This window comes from Devosia sediminis (assembly GCF_016411825.1).
Classification (GTDB): domain Bacteria; phylum Pseudomonadota; class Alphaproteobacteria; order Rhizobiales; family Devosiaceae; genus Devosia; species Devosia sediminis.
The window spans coordinates 566419-582509 of the sequence record NZ_JAEKMH010000001.1 but is presented as its reverse complement, the minus strand read 5'-3'; the positions used below and the strand labels follow the sequence as shown (position 1 = coordinate 582509).

General features: G+C 64.0%; 13 protein-coding genes. 7 read left to right on the top strand and 6 right to left on the bottom strand.

The genetic code is table 11. The features are described from left to right. Window positions 1-53: 53 nt before the first annotated feature. From glgB to JEQ47_RS02960, 4 genes are all read right to left on the bottom strand, one after another. Window positions 54-2249 carry a 1,4-alpha-glucan branching protein GlgB gene (gene glgB, locus JEQ47_RS02975; protein WP_328768021.1) on the bottom strand — a complete coding sequence of 732 codons (2196 nt, stop codon included), beginning with the start codon at window positions 2247-2249 and terminating at the stop codon, window positions 54-56. A 101-nt stretch (window positions 2250-2350) separates the two neighbouring features. Further along, on the bottom strand, window positions 2351-4822 hold the full coding sequence (locus JEQ47_RS02970; RefSeq protein ID WP_198874901.1) for a glycogen/starch/alpha-glucan phosphorylase: 2472 nt from the start codon (window positions 4820-4822) through the stop codon (window positions 2351-2353). Between the two features lie 97 nt (window positions 4823-4919). Further along, on the bottom strand, window positions 4920-6776 hold the full coding sequence (locus tag JEQ47_RS02965) for a monovalent cation:proton antiporter-2 (CPA2) family protein (RefSeq protein ID WP_198874900.1): 1857 nt from the start codon (window positions 6774-6776) through the stop codon (window positions 4920-4922). An 80-nt stretch (window positions 6777-6856) separates the two neighbouring features. After that, window positions 6857-8122, bottom strand: coding sequence for an AI-2E family transporter (locus tag JEQ47_RS02960; protein WP_198874899.1), 1266 nt, complete (start codon window positions 8120-8122; stop codon window positions 6857-6859). Window positions 8123-8271: 149 nt separating this feature from the next. On the opposite strand from JEQ47_RS02960, the gene JEQ47_RS02955 reads away from it, so the two are divergent. Next, window positions 8272-9225 (top strand): nucleoside hydrolase, encoded by a 954-nt coding sequence (locus tag JEQ47_RS02955; protein ID WP_198874897.1) that lies wholly within the window; start codon window positions 8272-8274, stop codon window positions 9223-9225. 13 nt (window positions 9226-9238) lie between these two features. Here the strand turns inward: JEQ47_RS02955 and JEQ47_RS02950 are convergent, their stop codons facing one another. Both JEQ47_RS02950 and JEQ47_RS02945 read right to left on the bottom strand, forming a co-directional pair. Further along, entirely contained in the window at window positions 9239-9430 is a 192-nt protein-coding gene (locus tag JEQ47_RS02950) for a hypothetical protein (RefSeq protein WP_198874896.1), read from the bottom strand. A gap of 259 nt (window positions 9431-9689) precedes the next feature. Then, on the bottom strand, window positions 9690-11273 hold the full coding sequence (locus JEQ47_RS02945; RefSeq protein WP_198874895.1) for an ABC-F family ATP-binding cassette domain-containing protein: 1584 nt from the start codon (window positions 11271-11273) through the stop codon (window positions 9690-9692). Window positions 11274-11442: 169 nt separating this feature from the next. Here JEQ47_RS02945 and JEQ47_RS02940 point away from each other — a divergent pair, with 169 nt between their 5' ends. From JEQ47_RS02940 to JEQ47_RS02915, 6 genes are all read left to right on the top strand, one after another. Beyond that, window positions 11443-12054 carry a LysE family translocator gene (locus JEQ47_RS02940; RefSeq protein WP_198874894.1) on the top strand — a complete coding sequence of 204 codons (612 nt, stop codon included), beginning with the start codon at window positions 11443-11445 and terminating at the stop codon, window positions 12052-12054. Between the two features lie 292 nt (window positions 12055-12346). Beyond that, on the top strand, window positions 12347-13138 hold the full coding sequence (locus tag JEQ47_RS02935; RefSeq protein ID WP_198874893.1) for a nuclear transport factor 2 family protein: 792 nt from the start codon (window positions 12347-12349) through the stop codon (window positions 13136-13138). 93 nt (window positions 13139-13231) lie between these two features. Next, complete coding sequence (locus tag JEQ47_RS02930) at window positions 13232-14110, top strand: transporter substrate-binding domain-containing protein (protein ID WP_198874892.1); 879 nt, start codon at window positions 13232-13234, stop codon at window positions 14108-14110. Window positions 14111-14113: 3 nt separating this feature from the next. Further along, the gene (locus JEQ47_RS02925; RefSeq protein WP_198874891.1) at window positions 14114-14908 is read left to right on the top strand and encodes an amino acid ABC transporter ATP-binding protein; all 795 of its coding nucleotides are present in this window, start codon (window positions 14114-14116) and stop codon (window positions 14906-14908) included. Continuing rightward, window positions 14905-15750 carry an amino acid ABC transporter permease gene (locus tag JEQ47_RS02920; RefSeq protein WP_198874890.1) on the top strand — a complete coding sequence of 282 codons (846 nt, stop codon included), beginning with the start codon at window positions 14905-14907 and terminating at the stop codon, window positions 15748-15750. The genes JEQ47_RS02925 and JEQ47_RS02920 overlap by 4 nt, the downstream gene beginning before the upstream one ends. A 71-nt stretch (window positions 15751-15821) precedes the next feature. Continuing rightward, entirely contained in the window at window positions 15822-16043 is a 222-nt protein-coding gene (locus JEQ47_RS02915) for a hypothetical protein (RefSeq protein WP_198874889.1), read from the top strand. Window positions 16044-16091: the final 48 nt, after the last annotated feature.

Sequence of the window (16091 nt, the reverse complement as noted above, 5' to 3'; positions counted from 1 at the left end):
TCCGCAAAAGCCCGGATTCAACCGGGTCTTGTACCCCGCGAACCAGAGCCGGATCAGCTCGGTTCGTACTTCAAGAATAGTGTCGCCAATGGTGGCAGGAAAAGCTCGGCCTCGGCCGGAAAGTGCTGCCCCTCGACGGCCTTGGCAATAACGGCGCCTTGGTTGCCTGTGTTCCCGCCCGAATACCAACCGGCATCGGTATTGATGCGCTCGACCCAGCGACCGGCCTTGGGCAGCGGCACCTTGTAGTGGCTGCGTGGCACTGGCGTGAAATTGGAGATCACCAGCACCGGGTCGGCGTCGGGCGCCTTGCGCACCCAGGCCAGCACCGAGTTGGAGTGGTCATTGCCGATCACCCAGTCGAACCCGTCTGGCTCGCAATCGCGTTCGTGCAGCGCCGGCAGGCTGCGATAGGCGGCGTTGAGGTCGGCGACCAGCCGGCGCATACCTTCATGCGGCGCGGAATCCAGCAGCCACCAATCCAGCGACCGGCTTTCGCTCCACTCCTCGCGCTGGGCGAATTCCTGGCCCATGAACAAGAGCTTCTTGCCCGGATGCCCCCACATGAAGGCGAGATAGCCCCGCAGATTGGCGAATTGCTGCCAGTCGTCGCCCGGCATCTTGTTGAGCAGCGATCCCTTGCCATGCACCACTTCGTCATGGCTGAGCGGCAGCACGAAGTTCTCGCTGAAGGCGTAGACCATGCCGAAGGTCATGTCGTTGTGGTGGTAGCGCCGATGGATCGGCGCCCGGCTCATGAAACGCAGCGTGTCGTTCATGAAGCCCATGTTCCACTTGAAGCCGAAGCCTAGGCCGCCCGCATAGGTCGGCGCGCTGACGCCCGGCCACGAGGTCGATTCCTCGGCGATCATGAAGGCGCCGGGGAAATTGCGGTACACCTCCGCATTAACCCGCTGCAGGAAAGCCACCGCCTCGAGGTTCTGGTTGCCGCCATGCTTGTTGGGCACCCACTGACCTGGCTGGCGCGAATAATCGAGATAGAGCATCGAGGCCACCGCATCGACGCGCAGGCCATCGATATGGAACTGCTCGAACCAGTAGAGCGCATTGTTGGTGAGGTACGACGACACCTCCTTGCGCCCAAAATTGTAGATCGCCGTGTTCCAGTCCGGGTGGAAGCCCTGGCGCGGGTCCTCGTGTTCGTAAAGCGCCGTGCCGTCGAAATGCGACAGGCCGAATTCATCGGTCGGGAAATGTGCCGGCACCCAGTCGAGGATGACGCCGAGCCCTGCCTCGTGGGCGGCATTGACGAAGCGCGCAAACCCAGCCGGGTCGCCGAAGCGCGAAGTCGGCGCGAAGAGGCCCGTGGGCTGGTACCCCCAGCTCGGATCGAAGGGATGCTCGGAAACCGGCAGCAGTTCGAGATGCGTGTAGCCCATGTCGGCGGCATAGGCGACGAGCTGCTCGGCCAACTGGTCGTAGCTCATGAACGTGCCGTCCGGCCGGCGCCGCCACGATCCCAGATGCACTTCGTAGATGGACATGGGCGTGCGCCGCCAGTCATGGGTGGCGCGCTCTTCCATATATTTCTGGTCGGTCCACGCAAAGGGTGTCGGATCGGGCACCACGGACGCATTGCGCGGCCGCAACTCGGCCTGCCGCGCGAACGGGTCGGCCTTGAGCGGCAGCACCTGTCCGTTGGGGCCGACGATTTCATATTTGTAGATCGTGCCGGTTCCCAGCACCGGGATGAACACTTCCCAGATGCCCTGCCGGTTGCGCATCGGGTGGCGGCGGCCATCCCACTCGTTCCACGGCCCGACCACCGAGACCCGCTGCGCGTTCGGCGCCCAGACGGCGAAATGCGTGCCGTGAATGCCCTCGAACTCCATTTCATGGGCGCCCAGCTTGTCCCACAGCCGCAGGTGGCTGCCCTCGCCGATATAGTAATCGTCCATCGGCCCGAGCACCGGCCCGAAAGAATAAGGGTCATGGACGGTCCAGGAGCCGCCCGCATTCCTGGCTTCGTAGCGCACCGGTTGGCGGGCGTTGATAGTCACCTTGGCTTCGAAGAACCCGGCCGAGTGGCGCGGGATCATGTGCCCCAGCGGGGTGCCGTCGAGGGTAAAGGCGTCGAGCGTTTCGGCATGGGGCACGAAGGCGCGCAGCACCCAGTGCCCGTCCACCTCGTGCAGGCCCAGGAAAGCGAAGGCATTGCTGTGGCGGCCCGCCACGACTGCCTCGATTTCCCGTCCGTCGGCCTGCCAGTTTTCCTTCGTCACGCTCACGCCCACACTCCCCCGTCGACCTGCCTGGTACGTGCAGGTCAGAAACAAATTCTGCGCCGCCCCCGCTTCTCGCCGGCGGGCCTGCTGCGCAACGACAACCCTCAGGCCGTCGGCACGTTCCAGATGTCCTGCGCATATTGCCGGATTGTCCGGTCCGACGAGAAGAAGCCAACGCTGGCCGTGTTGCGGATGGCCATGGCCCGCCACGTCTTCTTGTCGCGCCAGAGCTCGTCGACCCTGGCCTGCGCCGCGGCATAGGCGTCGAAGTCACGCGCCACCATGAACCAGTCATGGTCGTAGAGCCCGCCGATCAAGTCTCGGTAGCGATGCGGGTCATCGGGCGAGAACACGCCCGAGGCGATGGAGTCGAGCGCCTCGCGCAGGCGCGGCGAAGCATCGATGGCGCCACGCGGCACTTCCGAGCGGCGGCGCTTTTCTTCCACTTCCTCGGTCGTCAGGCCGAAGATGACGATATTGTCGGCGCCCACTTCCTTGTGCATCTCGACATTGGCGCCATCCATGGTGCCGATGGTGACCGCACCATTGGCCATGAACTTCATGTTGCCGGTGCCCGAAGCTTCCATGCCGGCCGTCGAGATCTGCTCGGAAAGGTCGGCCGCCGGGACGATCACCTCGGCAAGGCTCACATTGTAGTTGGGCAGGAACACAACCTTGAGCAGGCCCCGCACCGCCGGGTCGTTGTTGATGACCCGCGCCACGTCGTTGATCAGCTTGATGATCAGCTTGGCGTTCCAGTAGCTCGGTGCCGCCTTGCCCGCGAAGATCTTCACCCGCGGCACCCATTCCCGTTCCGGATGGGCGCGGATTTCATCGTACAGCGCCACGGCATGGATGATGTTCAGCAACTGCCGCTTGTATTCGTGGATGCGCTTGATCTGCACGTCGAACAGCGCATCGGGATCGATCTTGATGTTGAGCCGGTCCTTGACCAGCTTGGCCAGCCGCTTCTTATTCTCCAGCTTGACCGCCGCGAATTGCTTCTGGAAGCCCGGGTCCTCCGCATGCGGCAGGAGCTGGTGCAGCTTGTCCACGTCATCGAGGAAGTCCGGCCCGATCCGCTCGCTGAGGAGCCTGGTGAGCGACGGATTGCATTGCATCAGCCAGCGTCGCGGCGTGATACCGTTGGTCTTGTTGTTGATGCGCTCCGGATAGAGCTTGTGGAGGTCCGCAAACACGGTCTGCTTCATCAGCTCCGTATGCAGCGCCGAAACGCCATTGATCGAGTGCGAGCCCACGAAGGCCAGTTGCCCCATGCGCACGCGCCGCCCGCCATGCTCGTCGATCAGCGACACCGCTGCCGCCTGTTGGTCGGTAAATCCGGCTTTGCTCCGTGCCTCGGTCAGCACGTCGGCATTGATCTGGTAGATGATCTGCATGTGCCTGGGCAGCAGCCGCTCCATCAGCGAAACCGGCCAGCTTTCCAGCGCCTCTGGCAGGAGCGTGTGGTTGGTATAGCCGAACGTGCCCTTGGCGATCTTCCAGGCCTTTTCCCACTTGATACCGTTGTCGTCGACCATGATGCGCATGAGCTCGGCCACCGAAATGGCCGGGTGCGTGTCGTTGAGCTGGATGGCTACCTTGTCGGGAAGCGAGCCGAGGTCGCCATATTGCTGCAGGTGGCGCCGCACGATGTCCTGCAGCGACGCCGAGGAGAAGAAGAATTCCTGCCGCAGCCGCAATTCCTGCCCTGCCGCCGTCGAGTCGGCGGGATAGAGCACCCGCGTAATGGCTTCCGCCTTGGCGCTTTCCTCGAGTGCGCCGATATGGTCGCCCGAATTGAACTTGTCGAGCAGGATCGGGTCGATCGGCTGGGCGCTCCAGAGGCGCAGCGTATTCACCCGTGCGCCGCGCCAACCCACGATCGGCGTGTCATAGGCCACCGCCAGCAGGTGCTCGTTGGGCCGCCATTCCTGCCGCACTTCGCCATCCGCGTCAGTGACCGGCTCGACATGCCCGCCGAAGCCGACCTCGTAGGCGCTCTCGCGCCGCTCGAATTCCCACGGATTGCCATGGGCGAGCCAGTCTTCCGGCAACTCGACCTGCCAGCCCTCGCTCATTTCCTGGCGAAACAGGCCATGCACATAGCGGATGCCATAGCCATAGGCCGGGATTTTCACCGAGGACATGGACTCGAGAAAGCACGCGGCGAGGCGCCCTAGGCCACCATTGCCGAGCGCCGCGTCGGGCTCGAGGTTGATAAGGTCGCCGAGGTCGACATTGAGGTTCTTGAGCGCCTGGGCCACCGGCTCCATCAGGCCCACATTGCTCATCGCGTCGCGCATCAGCCGGCCGATGAGGAACTCGAGGCTGAGGTAGTAGACGCGCTTGTTGGAGGTCCGCCACGTCTCGCGCGAACTCTCCATCCAGCGGTCCATGACCCGGTCGCGCACCGCCAGGATAGTCGCGCGCAGCCAATCGTGCGGCCGGGCGACGATGGGGTCCTTGCCGACGGAATAGATAAGGTTTTCAAGGATTTCGGCCTGCAGGGCCTCAACGGTCGTGGCGCGGGGTTCGGGCGTGGGAGCATCGTAGACGATCGGTTTTTGCGGCATGTCGCAATCCAGTGTTCATGACGATATTCCCCTCAGAATAGGGGCACTCTTGCACTTAATTTGTGCATCGGAAAGCCCCCATGGGCAGCCCCACCGCCTAGCTGCCCTGCACGGGCTGCGCGGAACGACTGGCCGCGGCCTCGGCTTCGTCCTTCCCCACAGACACCCCGCCCTCGCGCGCCTGGTCGCGGGCATTGCTGAGCAGCAACTGCCCCCCGGTGCGCCAGTCCTCGCCATTGAGCTGCAGCTCGAACCGCTCACGGTCGCGCGCCTTGACGCCTTCGAGCACGTCCTCGATCTGCTGCTCGTCAGCACCCATCAGGCGGATGGCTTCGCCGCCGAAAGTCACCGCCGAGTCGAACAGTTCGCGCTTCTGGTAATCCACCCCGGCCTGCACCAGTTCGATGGCATGTACGCGGTCGAAGGCCCGCGCCATCACCCGCGCCAGCGGAAACTCGTCGCGCAGCAGTTCGACAATCCGGGTCGTCTGGGTCTTCTCATTGGTGCAGACGAGGATCAGGTCAGCCGAACCGGCGCCCGCCGCCCGCAGGATATCGAGCCGCGTCCCGTCGCCGTAATAAACCTTGAAGCCAATCTGCGCGGCGGCGCGGATCATCTCGGTATCGTTGTCGATGATCGACACCGAATAGCGCTGCGCCAGCAGCGGCTGGCTGGCGATCTGGCCGAAGCGGCCGAAGCCGATGATCAGCACCCGGCCCGAAAGGCCCTCCGCCGTCTCGATGCCGTCCATCGACTGCACTGTCTTGGGTATCAGGTAGCGCAGCCCGATCATGGCGAAGGGTGTCAGCACCATCGAGACGATGACAGTCGCCGTGAAGATAGCATTGGTCGGTCCATCGATCAGCCCGCTGGCCGCCGCCGTCGTATAGAGCACGAAGGCGAATTCGCCGCCCTGCCCCATCAGCACCGCGCGCTCCAGCGCCTCGCCATGCCCCGATCGCAGCACCCGCGCGATCACATAGATCGCCGTGGCCTTGACCAGCATATAGGCGACGACGCTCATAGCAATGATCTGCCAGTTGGCGCCGACCACATCGAGGTCGAGCGACATGCCCACTGCCAAAAAGAACAGCCCCAGCAGCAGCCCGCGGAATGGCTCCACATCGGCCTCGAGCTGATGCTTGAAGGTCGAGGTCGAGAGCAAGACGCCGGCAAGGAACGCACCCATGGCCATGGACAATCCGCTGACCTGGAACAGCAGCGCCGCGCCCAGCACCACCAGCAGAGCCGCCGCCGTCATCACCTCGCGCACCTTGGCCTGGGCCAGGAGCGAGAAGAACGGATTCATGATCCGCCGCCCGAGGAAGATCAGCAGCAGCACCGCGCCCAGCGCGACGCCGATCGAGATTAGACGCGTCAACAGCGAGACGTCGCCCGTCGAGGGCGCCAGCAGCGCCACCACAGCCAGCAGCGGCACGATCGCGAGGTCTTCGAGCAGCAGGATCGACACCATCTTCTGGCCGCCTTCCGTCGCCAGCTCCCCGCGTTCACCCAGGATCTGCATGACGATGGCGGTGGACGTGAGCACAAAGCCCATGCCGAAGACGAAGGCGACGATGGGCGCAAAGCCAAGCAGCACGCCGACCCCGGTCAACAGCGCGCCGCAGATGCCCACCTGAATGACGCCGAGACCGAATATCTGCTTGCGCAGGGCCCAGAGGCGGCTGGGCTCCATTTCGAGCCCGATGATGAAGAGAAAGAGTACGACGCCCATTTCGGCCGTTGCCAGCACCGATGCGGGGTCCGAAATCAGCCCGAAGCCGGAGGGGCCAAGCAGCAACCCTGCCGCGAGATAACCCAGCACCGAGCCGAGGCCGACGCGCTTGAAGATCGGCACCGCAATGGTGCCCGCCGCCAGCAGCGCCACGATAGGCACGAGGTCCACGCCATGATGAGCCGCCTCGGCCGCATGCGCTACAACTTCACCGGCCATTCGGCACCCCTGACTCGTTGAGTGCCGAGACTGGTGCGGCTATGCCCCGCCGTCAAGCTGGACGCGCGCAGGTCACGCCTTCAGCTTGCGCTGGGCTCGACCCCGGTCGGCCCGGTGCCCTGCGGCGGCTCGCGGCGTTCCTGCTTGCGGATTTCGGTCTTGGATTCCGTTTCAGCGTCGAGACGCTGCTCGCGGATCGCCTGCGCCGCATTGGCCAGCAGCTCGTCGCGATCCGTCATGCGCGCGGTGCGACGCACCGGCCGGCGCGGCGCCACAGGTTTGCTGGGCAGTGCGTGGAGGATCATCGATTGCGCCATCAGCAGGGTCGGCACGGCGACGAGGCCACCCACCGGGCCCCAGGCCCAGATCCAGAAGGTGATCGAAAGGAAGATGATGAACGGGTTGAGGGTCAGCGAACGGCCGATGAAATGCGGCGTAAAAATCTGCCCTTCGACGAAGTTGATGCCGGCATAGCAGGCGACCGGCAGGAGGATCTGCACCAGTTCGGTCTGCGTGCCGAGCCCCACGGCCAGCAGCACGGTGATCATGATGGCCTGGCCCACATAGGGGATGTAGTTGAGCACCGCGGCCATCGCGCCCCAGAGGATCGGCGAGGGCATGCCGATGATCCACATGGCGATCGCAACCGCCGTGCCGACACAGAGGTTGATCATGGTGACCGACAAAAGGAACCGGCTGACCTTCTGCTCCACATCGCGGAACACATGCGCCGTGCGCCAGCGCATCCGCCGGGTCACGCACATGGACAGCACCGACATGCGGATATGGTCGCGGGTCGCGACGAAGAAGTAGAGGCTGGCGAGGAAGATCGCGATTTGCGCGAGGATGGTAGGCGCCAGCATGGCGACGCCGGTCACGGCGCTACCGTCTTCCACCTGCACCGACATGGTGCTGCTATTGCCCAGCACCGAGGTGAGCTGCTCCTGGAACTGTCCGACCGATTCCAGCGGTTCCCGCAGGTTCGCAAGCTGGGCCTGCAGCTTTTCCCAGATCAGCGGAGCCCGCGCCACCCATTCGCTGAGCGGCACGGCGAAAAGCAGCGAAAAGCCGGCGATCACACCGAGCAGCAGGAGCACCACGACCCCTGCGGACAGGGCCGGCGGCACGCCCCAGCGCTCCACCCGGTCGGCCACCGGACCGAACATCAGCCCCACCACGATGGCCAGCGTTACTGGGGCCAGGAAGAACTGGCCAGCGCGCAGCATGGTCAGCAGCACGGCAAAGCCGATGCCCACCATGGCGAGCCGCGCGACCACGTTGAGGATGCGCTCGAACTGGCTTTCGGTGGAATCGACAGGCGCTAGGCGCGCATAGGGTTGACGCATGGAAGTTTCCGCTGGCTGGAGCTATGGCGAAAACGTGGCGTGGGCCACTTCGTTCCGCAGCCAGTCGACCTCGTCGCGGCTATGCCGTCGACCAGTCAATCGCGCTTGGATAAGGTCGGCACAAATCCAATCGAGTCGACGGAATATCCATGTCAGCCAAGACACCCCGCAAGATCATCATCGATACCGACCCCGGCCAGGACGATGCTGTCGCCATCCTGCTTGCTTTGGCGTCGCCAGAGGAACTCGAAGTGCTGGGCATAGTGGCGGTGGCCGGCAATGTCGGGCTCCACCACAATGCCAACAATGCCCGCAAGGTGGTCGAACTATCCGGCCGCACCGATATCCCGGTCTATGCCGGATGTGCCCGCCCCATGCGCCGCCATCTGGTCACGGCCGAGCATGTGCATGGCGATACCGGCCTCAACGGCCCGGTGCTTCCCGATCCGACCATTCCGCTGCAGGAGCAGCACGGCGTCGATTTCATCATCGAGACGCTGATGAATGCCGAGCCCGGCACCATCACCCTCTGCACCCTGGGACCGCTGACCAATATCGCCATGGCCCTGGTCAAGGAGCCGGCCATTGCCGAGCGCATCCAGGAAATCGTCATGATGGGCGGCGCCTATTTCGAGGTGGGCAACATCACCCCGGCGGCCGAGTTCAACATCTATGTCGATCCCGAAGCGGCCGACGTGGTCATGCGCTGCGGCGCGCCGATCACCATCCAGCCGCTCGACGTCACCCACATGATCCAGTCCACTCCTGCCCGGCTCGACGCCATTCGCGCCCTGGGCAACCGCAGCGGTCAGGCCGTCTACGACATGCTCACCTTTTCGGAGAGCTTCGATCTCAAGAAATACGGCTGGGAAGGCGCACCCCTGCACGATCCCACGGTCATCGCCTGGCTGCTGCAGCCCGAGCTCTTCCAGGGCCGCCACTGCAACGTCACGATCGAAACATCGAGCGAACTCACCGTCGGCATGACCATCTGCGACTACTGGCACGTCACCGGCCGCGCCTACAACGCCACCTGGCTCCGCTCCGGCAATGCCGAGGGCTTCTACAAGCTCCTCACCGAGCGCTTGGCCCGGCTGCCGTAGGGAACCAGCACCCTCACCCCACGAAATAAAACGCCGTCCCGCACACGACGATGAACACCAGGATGGCGATGAAGATCCCGATCATGCCGTTCGGCCCCATGGTCCCGAGCACAGCCCGCTCCGCCGGACCGCTATACTGATCCTCAAGGCTCGGCCGCTTGGCCGGATCGTCAAAATCCACATTGGGCTTTTCGGGATTGGCCATGGCAATGCTCCTTCCCGCGGGCAACGGCGCCATGGGTTTTAGGTTGCTGCCGCAGGACCGCCTATTCTTCTCCCCCTCGGGGAGAAGGTGGCGTATAGCGCCGGATGAGGGGGATGGTTCCGCAAGCGCGAAACGGGCGGTGGCATCGGTGCTCCCCATTCCTGCGTCACCACCGGGCTTGTCCCGGTGGTCCATCCAACCGAGTGCGTTGAATGGATTGCCCGGTCAAGCCGGGCAATGACGTTGAACAGAGCGGGCATTATCGCGGTGCCAGCACCACCTCGCGCTCCACCCCGATGGCCTCCAAAAACGCCCGGTCGTGGCTGATGACCAGCAGCGCGCCGTCGAAAGCGCGCAGCCCCGCCTCCACCACCTCTATGGCGTCGATGTCCAGATGGTTGGTCGGCTCGTCCAGCACGACGAGCATGGGCGGCGTCGTCCCGCCCAGCACGCAGGCCAGCCCGGCCCGCAGCATTTCGCCGCCGCTCAGCGTCCCGACCCGCTGCAGAGCCGCATCATTGCGGAACTTGAACGCCGCCAGCACCGCCCGGCAATCATTGACCGAACTCCCCGGGTTGAGCCGCCGGAAATTCTCGAGAATGCTCTCATTTCGATCCAGGAGGCCCACCTGCTGGTCGAGCAGTACCATCGGTCCGCCGATCTGCACCGTACCCGTCGCCGGCTCCAGCGCGCCGGTCAGCAGCTTCAGCAGGGTCGTCTTGCCCGCCCCGTTCGGCCCGGTGATCGCCACGCGTTCCGGCCCGATCATGTCCATGGAAAAGCCGCGGATCACCGGCTTTTCTGGATCATAGCCGCCACCGAGGTCGCTGGCGCGCAGCACCACCTTGCCGGCCGGTAACCCGCTCGGCTTGAGCTTCACCGCGAACGGCGTCAGCACCTCGACTTTCGAGCGCGCCTCCGCCGCCTGCATCTGCGCCGCGTCGGCCTGCTTTTCGGCCAGCTTGTCAAGCCCACCCGCCGTTGCCTCGGCGCGCCGCTTCATCCCGCCCAGGATGATCTTGGAAATGTCGCCCTTGGCGGCCTTCTTGCGGCCGCCGGCATCGCGCTTGTCCTGCCGTTCGCGCGCTTCCTGCGCCGCCCGGGCCGCGTCGCGGATCTGCCGCTCGGCCACATCCAGATCGCGCTGGGCATTGGCCAGCTCCAGCGCCTTACGCTCCCGATAGTGGCTGTAATTGCCACCATAGACGGTGGCGCCGAGCCCGGTCAGCTCGACAATGGCATCCATGTTTTCGAGCAGGGTCCGGTCGTGGCTGATGACCATGGCGGCGCCGCGCCAGCCGGACAGCATTTCCGCCACCGCAGCGCGCCCGTCGGCATCGAGATTGTTGGTCGGCTCGTCGAGAAGGATCAGGTCCGGCGCATCGAACACCAGCGCCGCCAGCGCCGCGCGGGTCCGCTGCCCGCCCGACAGGGTCGAGAGCAGTGTCTCCGGCCCGACATCCAGCGCCAGCGCCGCGAGCGCCTCATCGAGGCGTGCCTCCAACGTCCAGTCGGCCTCGGCCAATTCCTCGCCGCTGGCTTCCCCTGCCATGGCGCGCTCGAGCAGTGCCAGCCCCGCGCGGGCGCCGAAGAGATCGGCAATGGTTTCACCTGGCCCCGGCTGCACCTGCTGACGCAGCAGGCGAATACGACCGTTGACGCTCACCGTGCCGGCGCTGGGCGTCAGCTCGCCGGTGATAAGGCGCAGCAGCGTGGTCTTGCCCACGCCATTGCGGCCGACAAGACCGGTCCGCCCGGTGCCGAAAGTCAGGTCGAGATTGGAGAAAAGTGTCTGGCCGTCAGGGCCGGTATAGCTCAGGCGCGAAATCGTAACGGAAGGCATGGTTCGAAAAATCCTCGTGGGCAAGGCAGGTGGGCATTGCTTTGAGGATGCGATCCATTGGGAACCGTCCGGTCGGGTTGCGATGAACCCTACATAATCATTTGTGCCGCCGCTGGCAAATCATCGTGCCGAGGCGTAGTGTCCGCTCGCTCAGCGTCAGAGGCCTGCCATGGACATCTTCACCCTCACCGCCTTCACCGTTGCCTATGCCATCGCCGTGCTCGTGCCCGGCCCCGGCGTCGCTGCCGTGGTGGCCCGCGCTTTGGGTGGCGGCTTCAAGGGTGCTTTCCCCATGGTGCTGGGCATTCTGGCGGGCGATCTCGTCTATTTCTTCTTCGCCGTCTTCGGCCTCGCCGCTATTGCCACTTTGTTCGGACCGGTCTTCACCATCGTGCGCTGGGCCGGCGCGGCCTACCTGCTCTATATCGCCTACAAGTTCTGGACGGCACGCCCCGGCTCCGAACAGATGAAGCCCAGAAACGAAGATCCCTGGAAGACCTTCCTCGCCGGTTTCTCGCTCACCATGGGCAATCCCAAGACCATCGTCTTCTATCTCGCCATTCTGCCCACCGTGGTGCCGCTGGGCGAGATGAACCCGCTCGCCTTCGCCGAGCTGACGGCCATTGTCATGGTCGTCCTGCTTATCATCGGCTGCGGCTATGCCTGGCTGGCCTCCGCCGCCCGCGACATGTTCCGCTCGGAAAAGGCCCTTGGCCGCCTCAACAAGACGGCCGGCGCCATGATGGCGGGCGCCGCCGGCCTCGTGGTCATGCAGCACTGACGCGGCAGTTCAGCTCCCCGTCGCTGACCCACGGCAAAGTCACTTCTTCGCCGCCAATTCGATAACCTATTGATATCACGCTGGAAATTTCATTTCCCGCGATACAACCTTCACGCAAAGAGGTTGTTGACAATAGTTATGTCGTAGAACAATCTAATTGTTATGAAGCAGAACAATTCGAGGGGAATTGTTCGCTTCCGAGGGACATTGCGACATCAGCCGGGCGCCTGCGCGTCCAGACGGATTCCGTCTGGTGACCGGTATTTCATTGAGCTTTTGAAAGGTAGGGAAAATGGCCGAACTGCACGAGGAAATCGCGGCATTGCGCGCCGAGGTTGGTCGCCTCAAGGCCATCGAAGCGGTTCGCCGCAACATGTATATCTACACGCTCTTCATGGATTACGCTCTCTATGAGCAGGTCCTCGAAATGTTCACAGAGGATGCCACCGTCGAGGTCGGCGGGCGCGGTGTCTATGTGGGACCCGAACAGCGCCGCAAGCTGTGGATGGAAATCTGGGGCCTGGCCTATGGCGGCGCCAACAACCGCCTCGATGCCGGGACCATCATCTGGCACCACGCCTTTTCCGGCATTGTCGAGGTCGCCGACGACCTCAAGATCGCCACCAGCCGCTTCAAGTATGACGGCGTCGTCGGCAAATACGGCGTCGGCTGGACCTCCAAGCAATATGGCAACTACATGCTGGAGTGGCGCCAGGACGAAAACGGCGTCTGGTGGATTTCCAAGATGCACCTAGCCTTTATCGCCATGGCGGCCGGCGGAGATTTCATCGAAGACGTGTCCTATGGCGGTCGCATCTCCCACGAGATCCCGCCTGATCGCCCGATGACCTTCCACCACCCCTTCCCGGAAGTGAGCACCCATCCATGGCAGTTCCCCCACCCCACGACGGGCAAACCCATTCCCGAATACCTGCGCCCGGAACGCTTCTGGTACGGCAACGTCCCTGCCGAGCACGGCGCGGACAATAGCGGGCAGATCATCCCCGAGGGCGATGCCGAAATCCGTGGCCTTGCCGCGCAGTCCGGCATTGTTGGCGACAAGGTGATGTTCTCGCGCAAGTAGCGCCGAACCGCCGCTGCGACGGGACCTGCCCCGGCTCCGCCGCAGCGGCCAGACCGACAGATTTGCAGACCTCACACAAGAAAGCTCAGACAAATGACACTGTTTCGTTCCGCTCTCGGGTCTCTGGTCCTGGCCGCCACCGTTGGCGCCAGCACCACGGTCCTCGCTCAGAACATGGAGCCCGCCACCTATGATGCGCCGGCCGTGCCCGAAATCGCGGCCATGGTCCCCGATGCGCTCGTGACCCCGGGCACGCTCACCGTCCCGATCACCGCCTATGGCGAGCCGCTCTCCGTCTTCGACGCCCAGGACCAGGCCCAGGGCATGATCATCGACCTGATGGGCGCCGTCGCCTCGACCATGGGCCTGACGCTGACCACCATGCGCACCCAGTCCGACGGCACCATTCCGGGCATCGACGCCGCCCGCTTCGACCTGGCGCCCGGCGTTGCCGACATTCCCACCCGCCGCGCTGCCTATATCGTGGTGCCCTATTTCAAGTCCGGCACCGCCCTGCTGCTGCCCTCGGGCAATCCCAAGAATGTGCAGTCCCCCGACGATCTCTGCGGCCTGACCGTTGCCGTGGCCAAGAGTTCCCAGCAGGAAGCCATGGCGCTCGAACAGGTCGACAAGTGCGTCGCCGACGGCAAGCCCGAGCCGAGCCTGCTCTCCATCGCCGATAGCTCGCTGCAGCTTCCGATCGTCAGCGCCCGCGCCGATGCCTCCTGGATCGCCATGGCGCCGGCCTCCTATCTGGCGGCCACCAGCCCGGACCAGTTCGCCGCCTCCGGCGCCCAGTTCGCCTATGACATGGCCATCCTGATGCGGACCGACAACGAGGACCTCGGCCGTGCCGTCATTGCCGCCCTCGATCACATCAAGGAAACCGGCGTCTATGACGACATCCTGACCCATTACGGTCAGTCCGAAACCAGCCTTGCGGAATTCGCGGGCAATGTTCCGGCCAACTGACGCATGTCCACTCAACTGACACACCCTGCCGTGTCATGCCTCGAGGTCAGCAAGAGTTTTGCTGACCTCGAAGTGCTGCGCGCGATAAGTCTCGACGTGGCTCAGGGAGAGGTCGTCTCGATCCTCGGGCCATCGGGCTCGGGCAAGTCCACCTTGCTGCGCTGCATGAACCGGCTCGAACAGCCCACGCGCGGCCTCATCCGCATCCATGGCGATCCCATGGGCTACCTCGAGGAAGCGCCCGGCCGTTTCCGCGAACTGCCCGAGCGCGACGTCGCCCGCCAGCGCCGCCAGATCGGCATGGTGTTCCAGCGCTTCAACCTCTTCCCGCACATGTCGGTGCTCGAAAACATCATCGAGGCGCCTCTGCGCGTGCTCGGCAGCGGCAAGGCCGAAGCCACCGAAAAGGCGCTCGACTTGCTCGCCCGCGTCGGCCTTTCGGCCAAGCGCGATGCCTATCCCGAGCAATTGTCCGGCGGCCAGCAGCAGCGCGTGGCCATCGCTCGGGCCCTGGCCATGGAGCCCCGGGTCATGCTGTTCGACGAACCCACCTCGGCGCTCGATCCCGAACTCGTCGGGGAAGTGCTCGATGTCATCAGCGATGTCAGCCGCTCCGGCATGACCATGGTCATCGTCACCCACGAAATTTCCTTCGCCCGCGATGTCAGCGACCGCGTCGTCTTCATTGACAATGGCTCCATCGTCGAAATGGGACCGCCGCAACAGGTCATCGACCATCCCCAGGAAGAACGGACCCGCACTTTCCTGTCGCGGGTCAAGCAGGCAGAGCTCGCATGACGATGCAATCAACAGCCACACCGGTGCAGCTCCTGCCCCGCCGCGACTATGTCACCCCGGTCCTCTGGGTCGTGCTCTTCTTCATGGTCCTCGGGGTAGTGATCAACCTCTTCACCAACCCGCGCTGGCGCTGGGACGTCGTCTCGCAATATATCGTCAGCGAACAGATCCTGGCCGGTCTCGCAACCACGCTCTGGCTCACGGCGCTTTCGGGGATCGTCGGCATCGCCATCGGCCTCGTCACCGCCGCCATGCGCCTCAGCAAGCGCGCGCCGCTGCGCATGATCGCCTCGGTCTATATCGCCCTGTCGCGTGCCATTCCGGCTTTGGTGCTGATCCTCTTCATCTATTTCTTCGCCGCCCTCGTGCCCAATATCGAGATCGGCCTGCCCTTCCTGCCGCCGCTGATCTCGGTGCCGACCAATTCGGTCATCACCCAGTTCGCCGCTGCGGTCATCGGCCTCACCTTCATTCTCGGCGCGCATCTGGGCGAAATCTTTCGTGGCGGCGTGCTTTCGGTGGACAAGGGCCAGCAGGAAGCGGCCCGGGCGCTCGGCATGCCGCCATCCACCACCCAGCTCAGGGTCATCCTGCCCCAGGCCATCCGCGTCTCGACGCCCGCCGGGGCCAATGACCTGATCTCGCTGTTCAAGAACACGTCTCTGGTCTCGATCATCGGCTATACCGAGCTGCTGACCACGGTGCAGTCCATCTATGCCCGCACCTACGAGACCATTCCCCTGCTGCTCGTCGCCTGCATCTGGTACATGGCGCTCACCCTGCTCGCCATGGGCGCCCAGCGCCTGCTCGAGCGCCGCATGAGCCGCGGTTTCAGCCGCTGAAACACCGCGCAAGGCCGCCCCGCAAGGGCGGCCTCAACGCTTTGTTAACCATAAGTGTTCAGCTTTGCGGCATGGCTTATGGTTCGACCAAGATCAACCGCTATAACATGCACCAGTTCTCATCCTATGACCGGATGCAGTATCAGCGTGAGCGCAAGGCCATGGCTGCCGAGACCATCCAGAAGAATGCGAATCTGGCCAACAGCTTTGCCAACATCCAGGCCAGCAACGCCGTGGAGATGGGCAATATCTATTCCAAGATGGCCATGTCCCGCATCTCCAAGACTGCCTGACCGTCCGGTCACCATCCTGTGAGATTCAGCTTTCATTAAAGCGCCCCG

What these genes read in the sequence shown, in the direction of transcription:
- JEQ47_RS02940 (WP_198874894.1), top strand. Translation starts at nt 11,443, where the DNA reads ATGGACATCTTCACCCTCACCGCCTTCACCGTTGCCTATGCCATCGCC.
- JEQ47_RS02965 (WP_198874900.1), bottom strand. Translation starts at nt 6,776, where the DNA reads ATGGCCGGTGAAGTTGTAGCGCATGCGGCCGAGGCGGCTCATCATGGC.
- JEQ47_RS02935 (WP_198874893.1), top strand. Translation starts at nt 12,347, where the DNA reads ATGGCCGAACTGCACGAGGAAATCGCGGCATTGCGCGCCGAGGTTGGT.
- JEQ47_RS02955 (WP_198874897.1), top strand. Translation starts at nt 8,272, where the DNA reads ATGTCAGCCAAGACACCCCGCAAGATCATCATCGATACCGACCCCGGC.
- JEQ47_RS02925 (WP_198874891.1), top strand. Translation starts at nt 14,114, where the DNA reads ATGTCCACTCAACTGACACACCCTGCCGTGTCATGCCTCGAGGTCAGC.
- JEQ47_RS02920 (WP_198874890.1), top strand. Translation starts at nt 14,905, where the DNA reads ATGACGATGCAATCAACAGCCACACCGGTGCAGCTCCTGCCCCGCCGC.
- JEQ47_RS02915 (WP_198874889.1), top strand. Translation starts at nt 15,822, where the DNA reads ATGGCTTATGGTTCGACCAAGATCAACCGCTATAACATGCACCAGTTC.
- JEQ47_RS02960 (WP_198874899.1), bottom strand. Translation starts at nt 8,122, where the DNA reads ATGCGTCAACCCTATGCGCGCCTAGCGCCTGTCGATTCCACCGAAAGC.
- JEQ47_RS02945 (WP_198874895.1), bottom strand. Translation starts at nt 11,273, where the DNA reads ATGCCTTCCGTTACGATTTCGCGCCTGAGCTATACCGGCCCTGACGGC.
- JEQ47_RS02970 (WP_198874901.1), bottom strand. Translation starts at nt 4,822, where the DNA reads ATGCCGCAAAAACCGATCGTCTACGATGCTCCCACGCCCGAACCCCGC.
- JEQ47_RS02930 (WP_198874892.1), top strand. Translation starts at nt 13,232, where the DNA reads ATGACACTGTTTCGTTCCGCTCTCGGGTCTCTGGTCCTGGCCGCCACC.
- JEQ47_RS02950 (WP_198874896.1), bottom strand. Translation starts at nt 9,430, where the DNA reads ATGGCCAATCCCGAAAAGCCCAATGTGGATTTTGACGATCCGGCCAAG.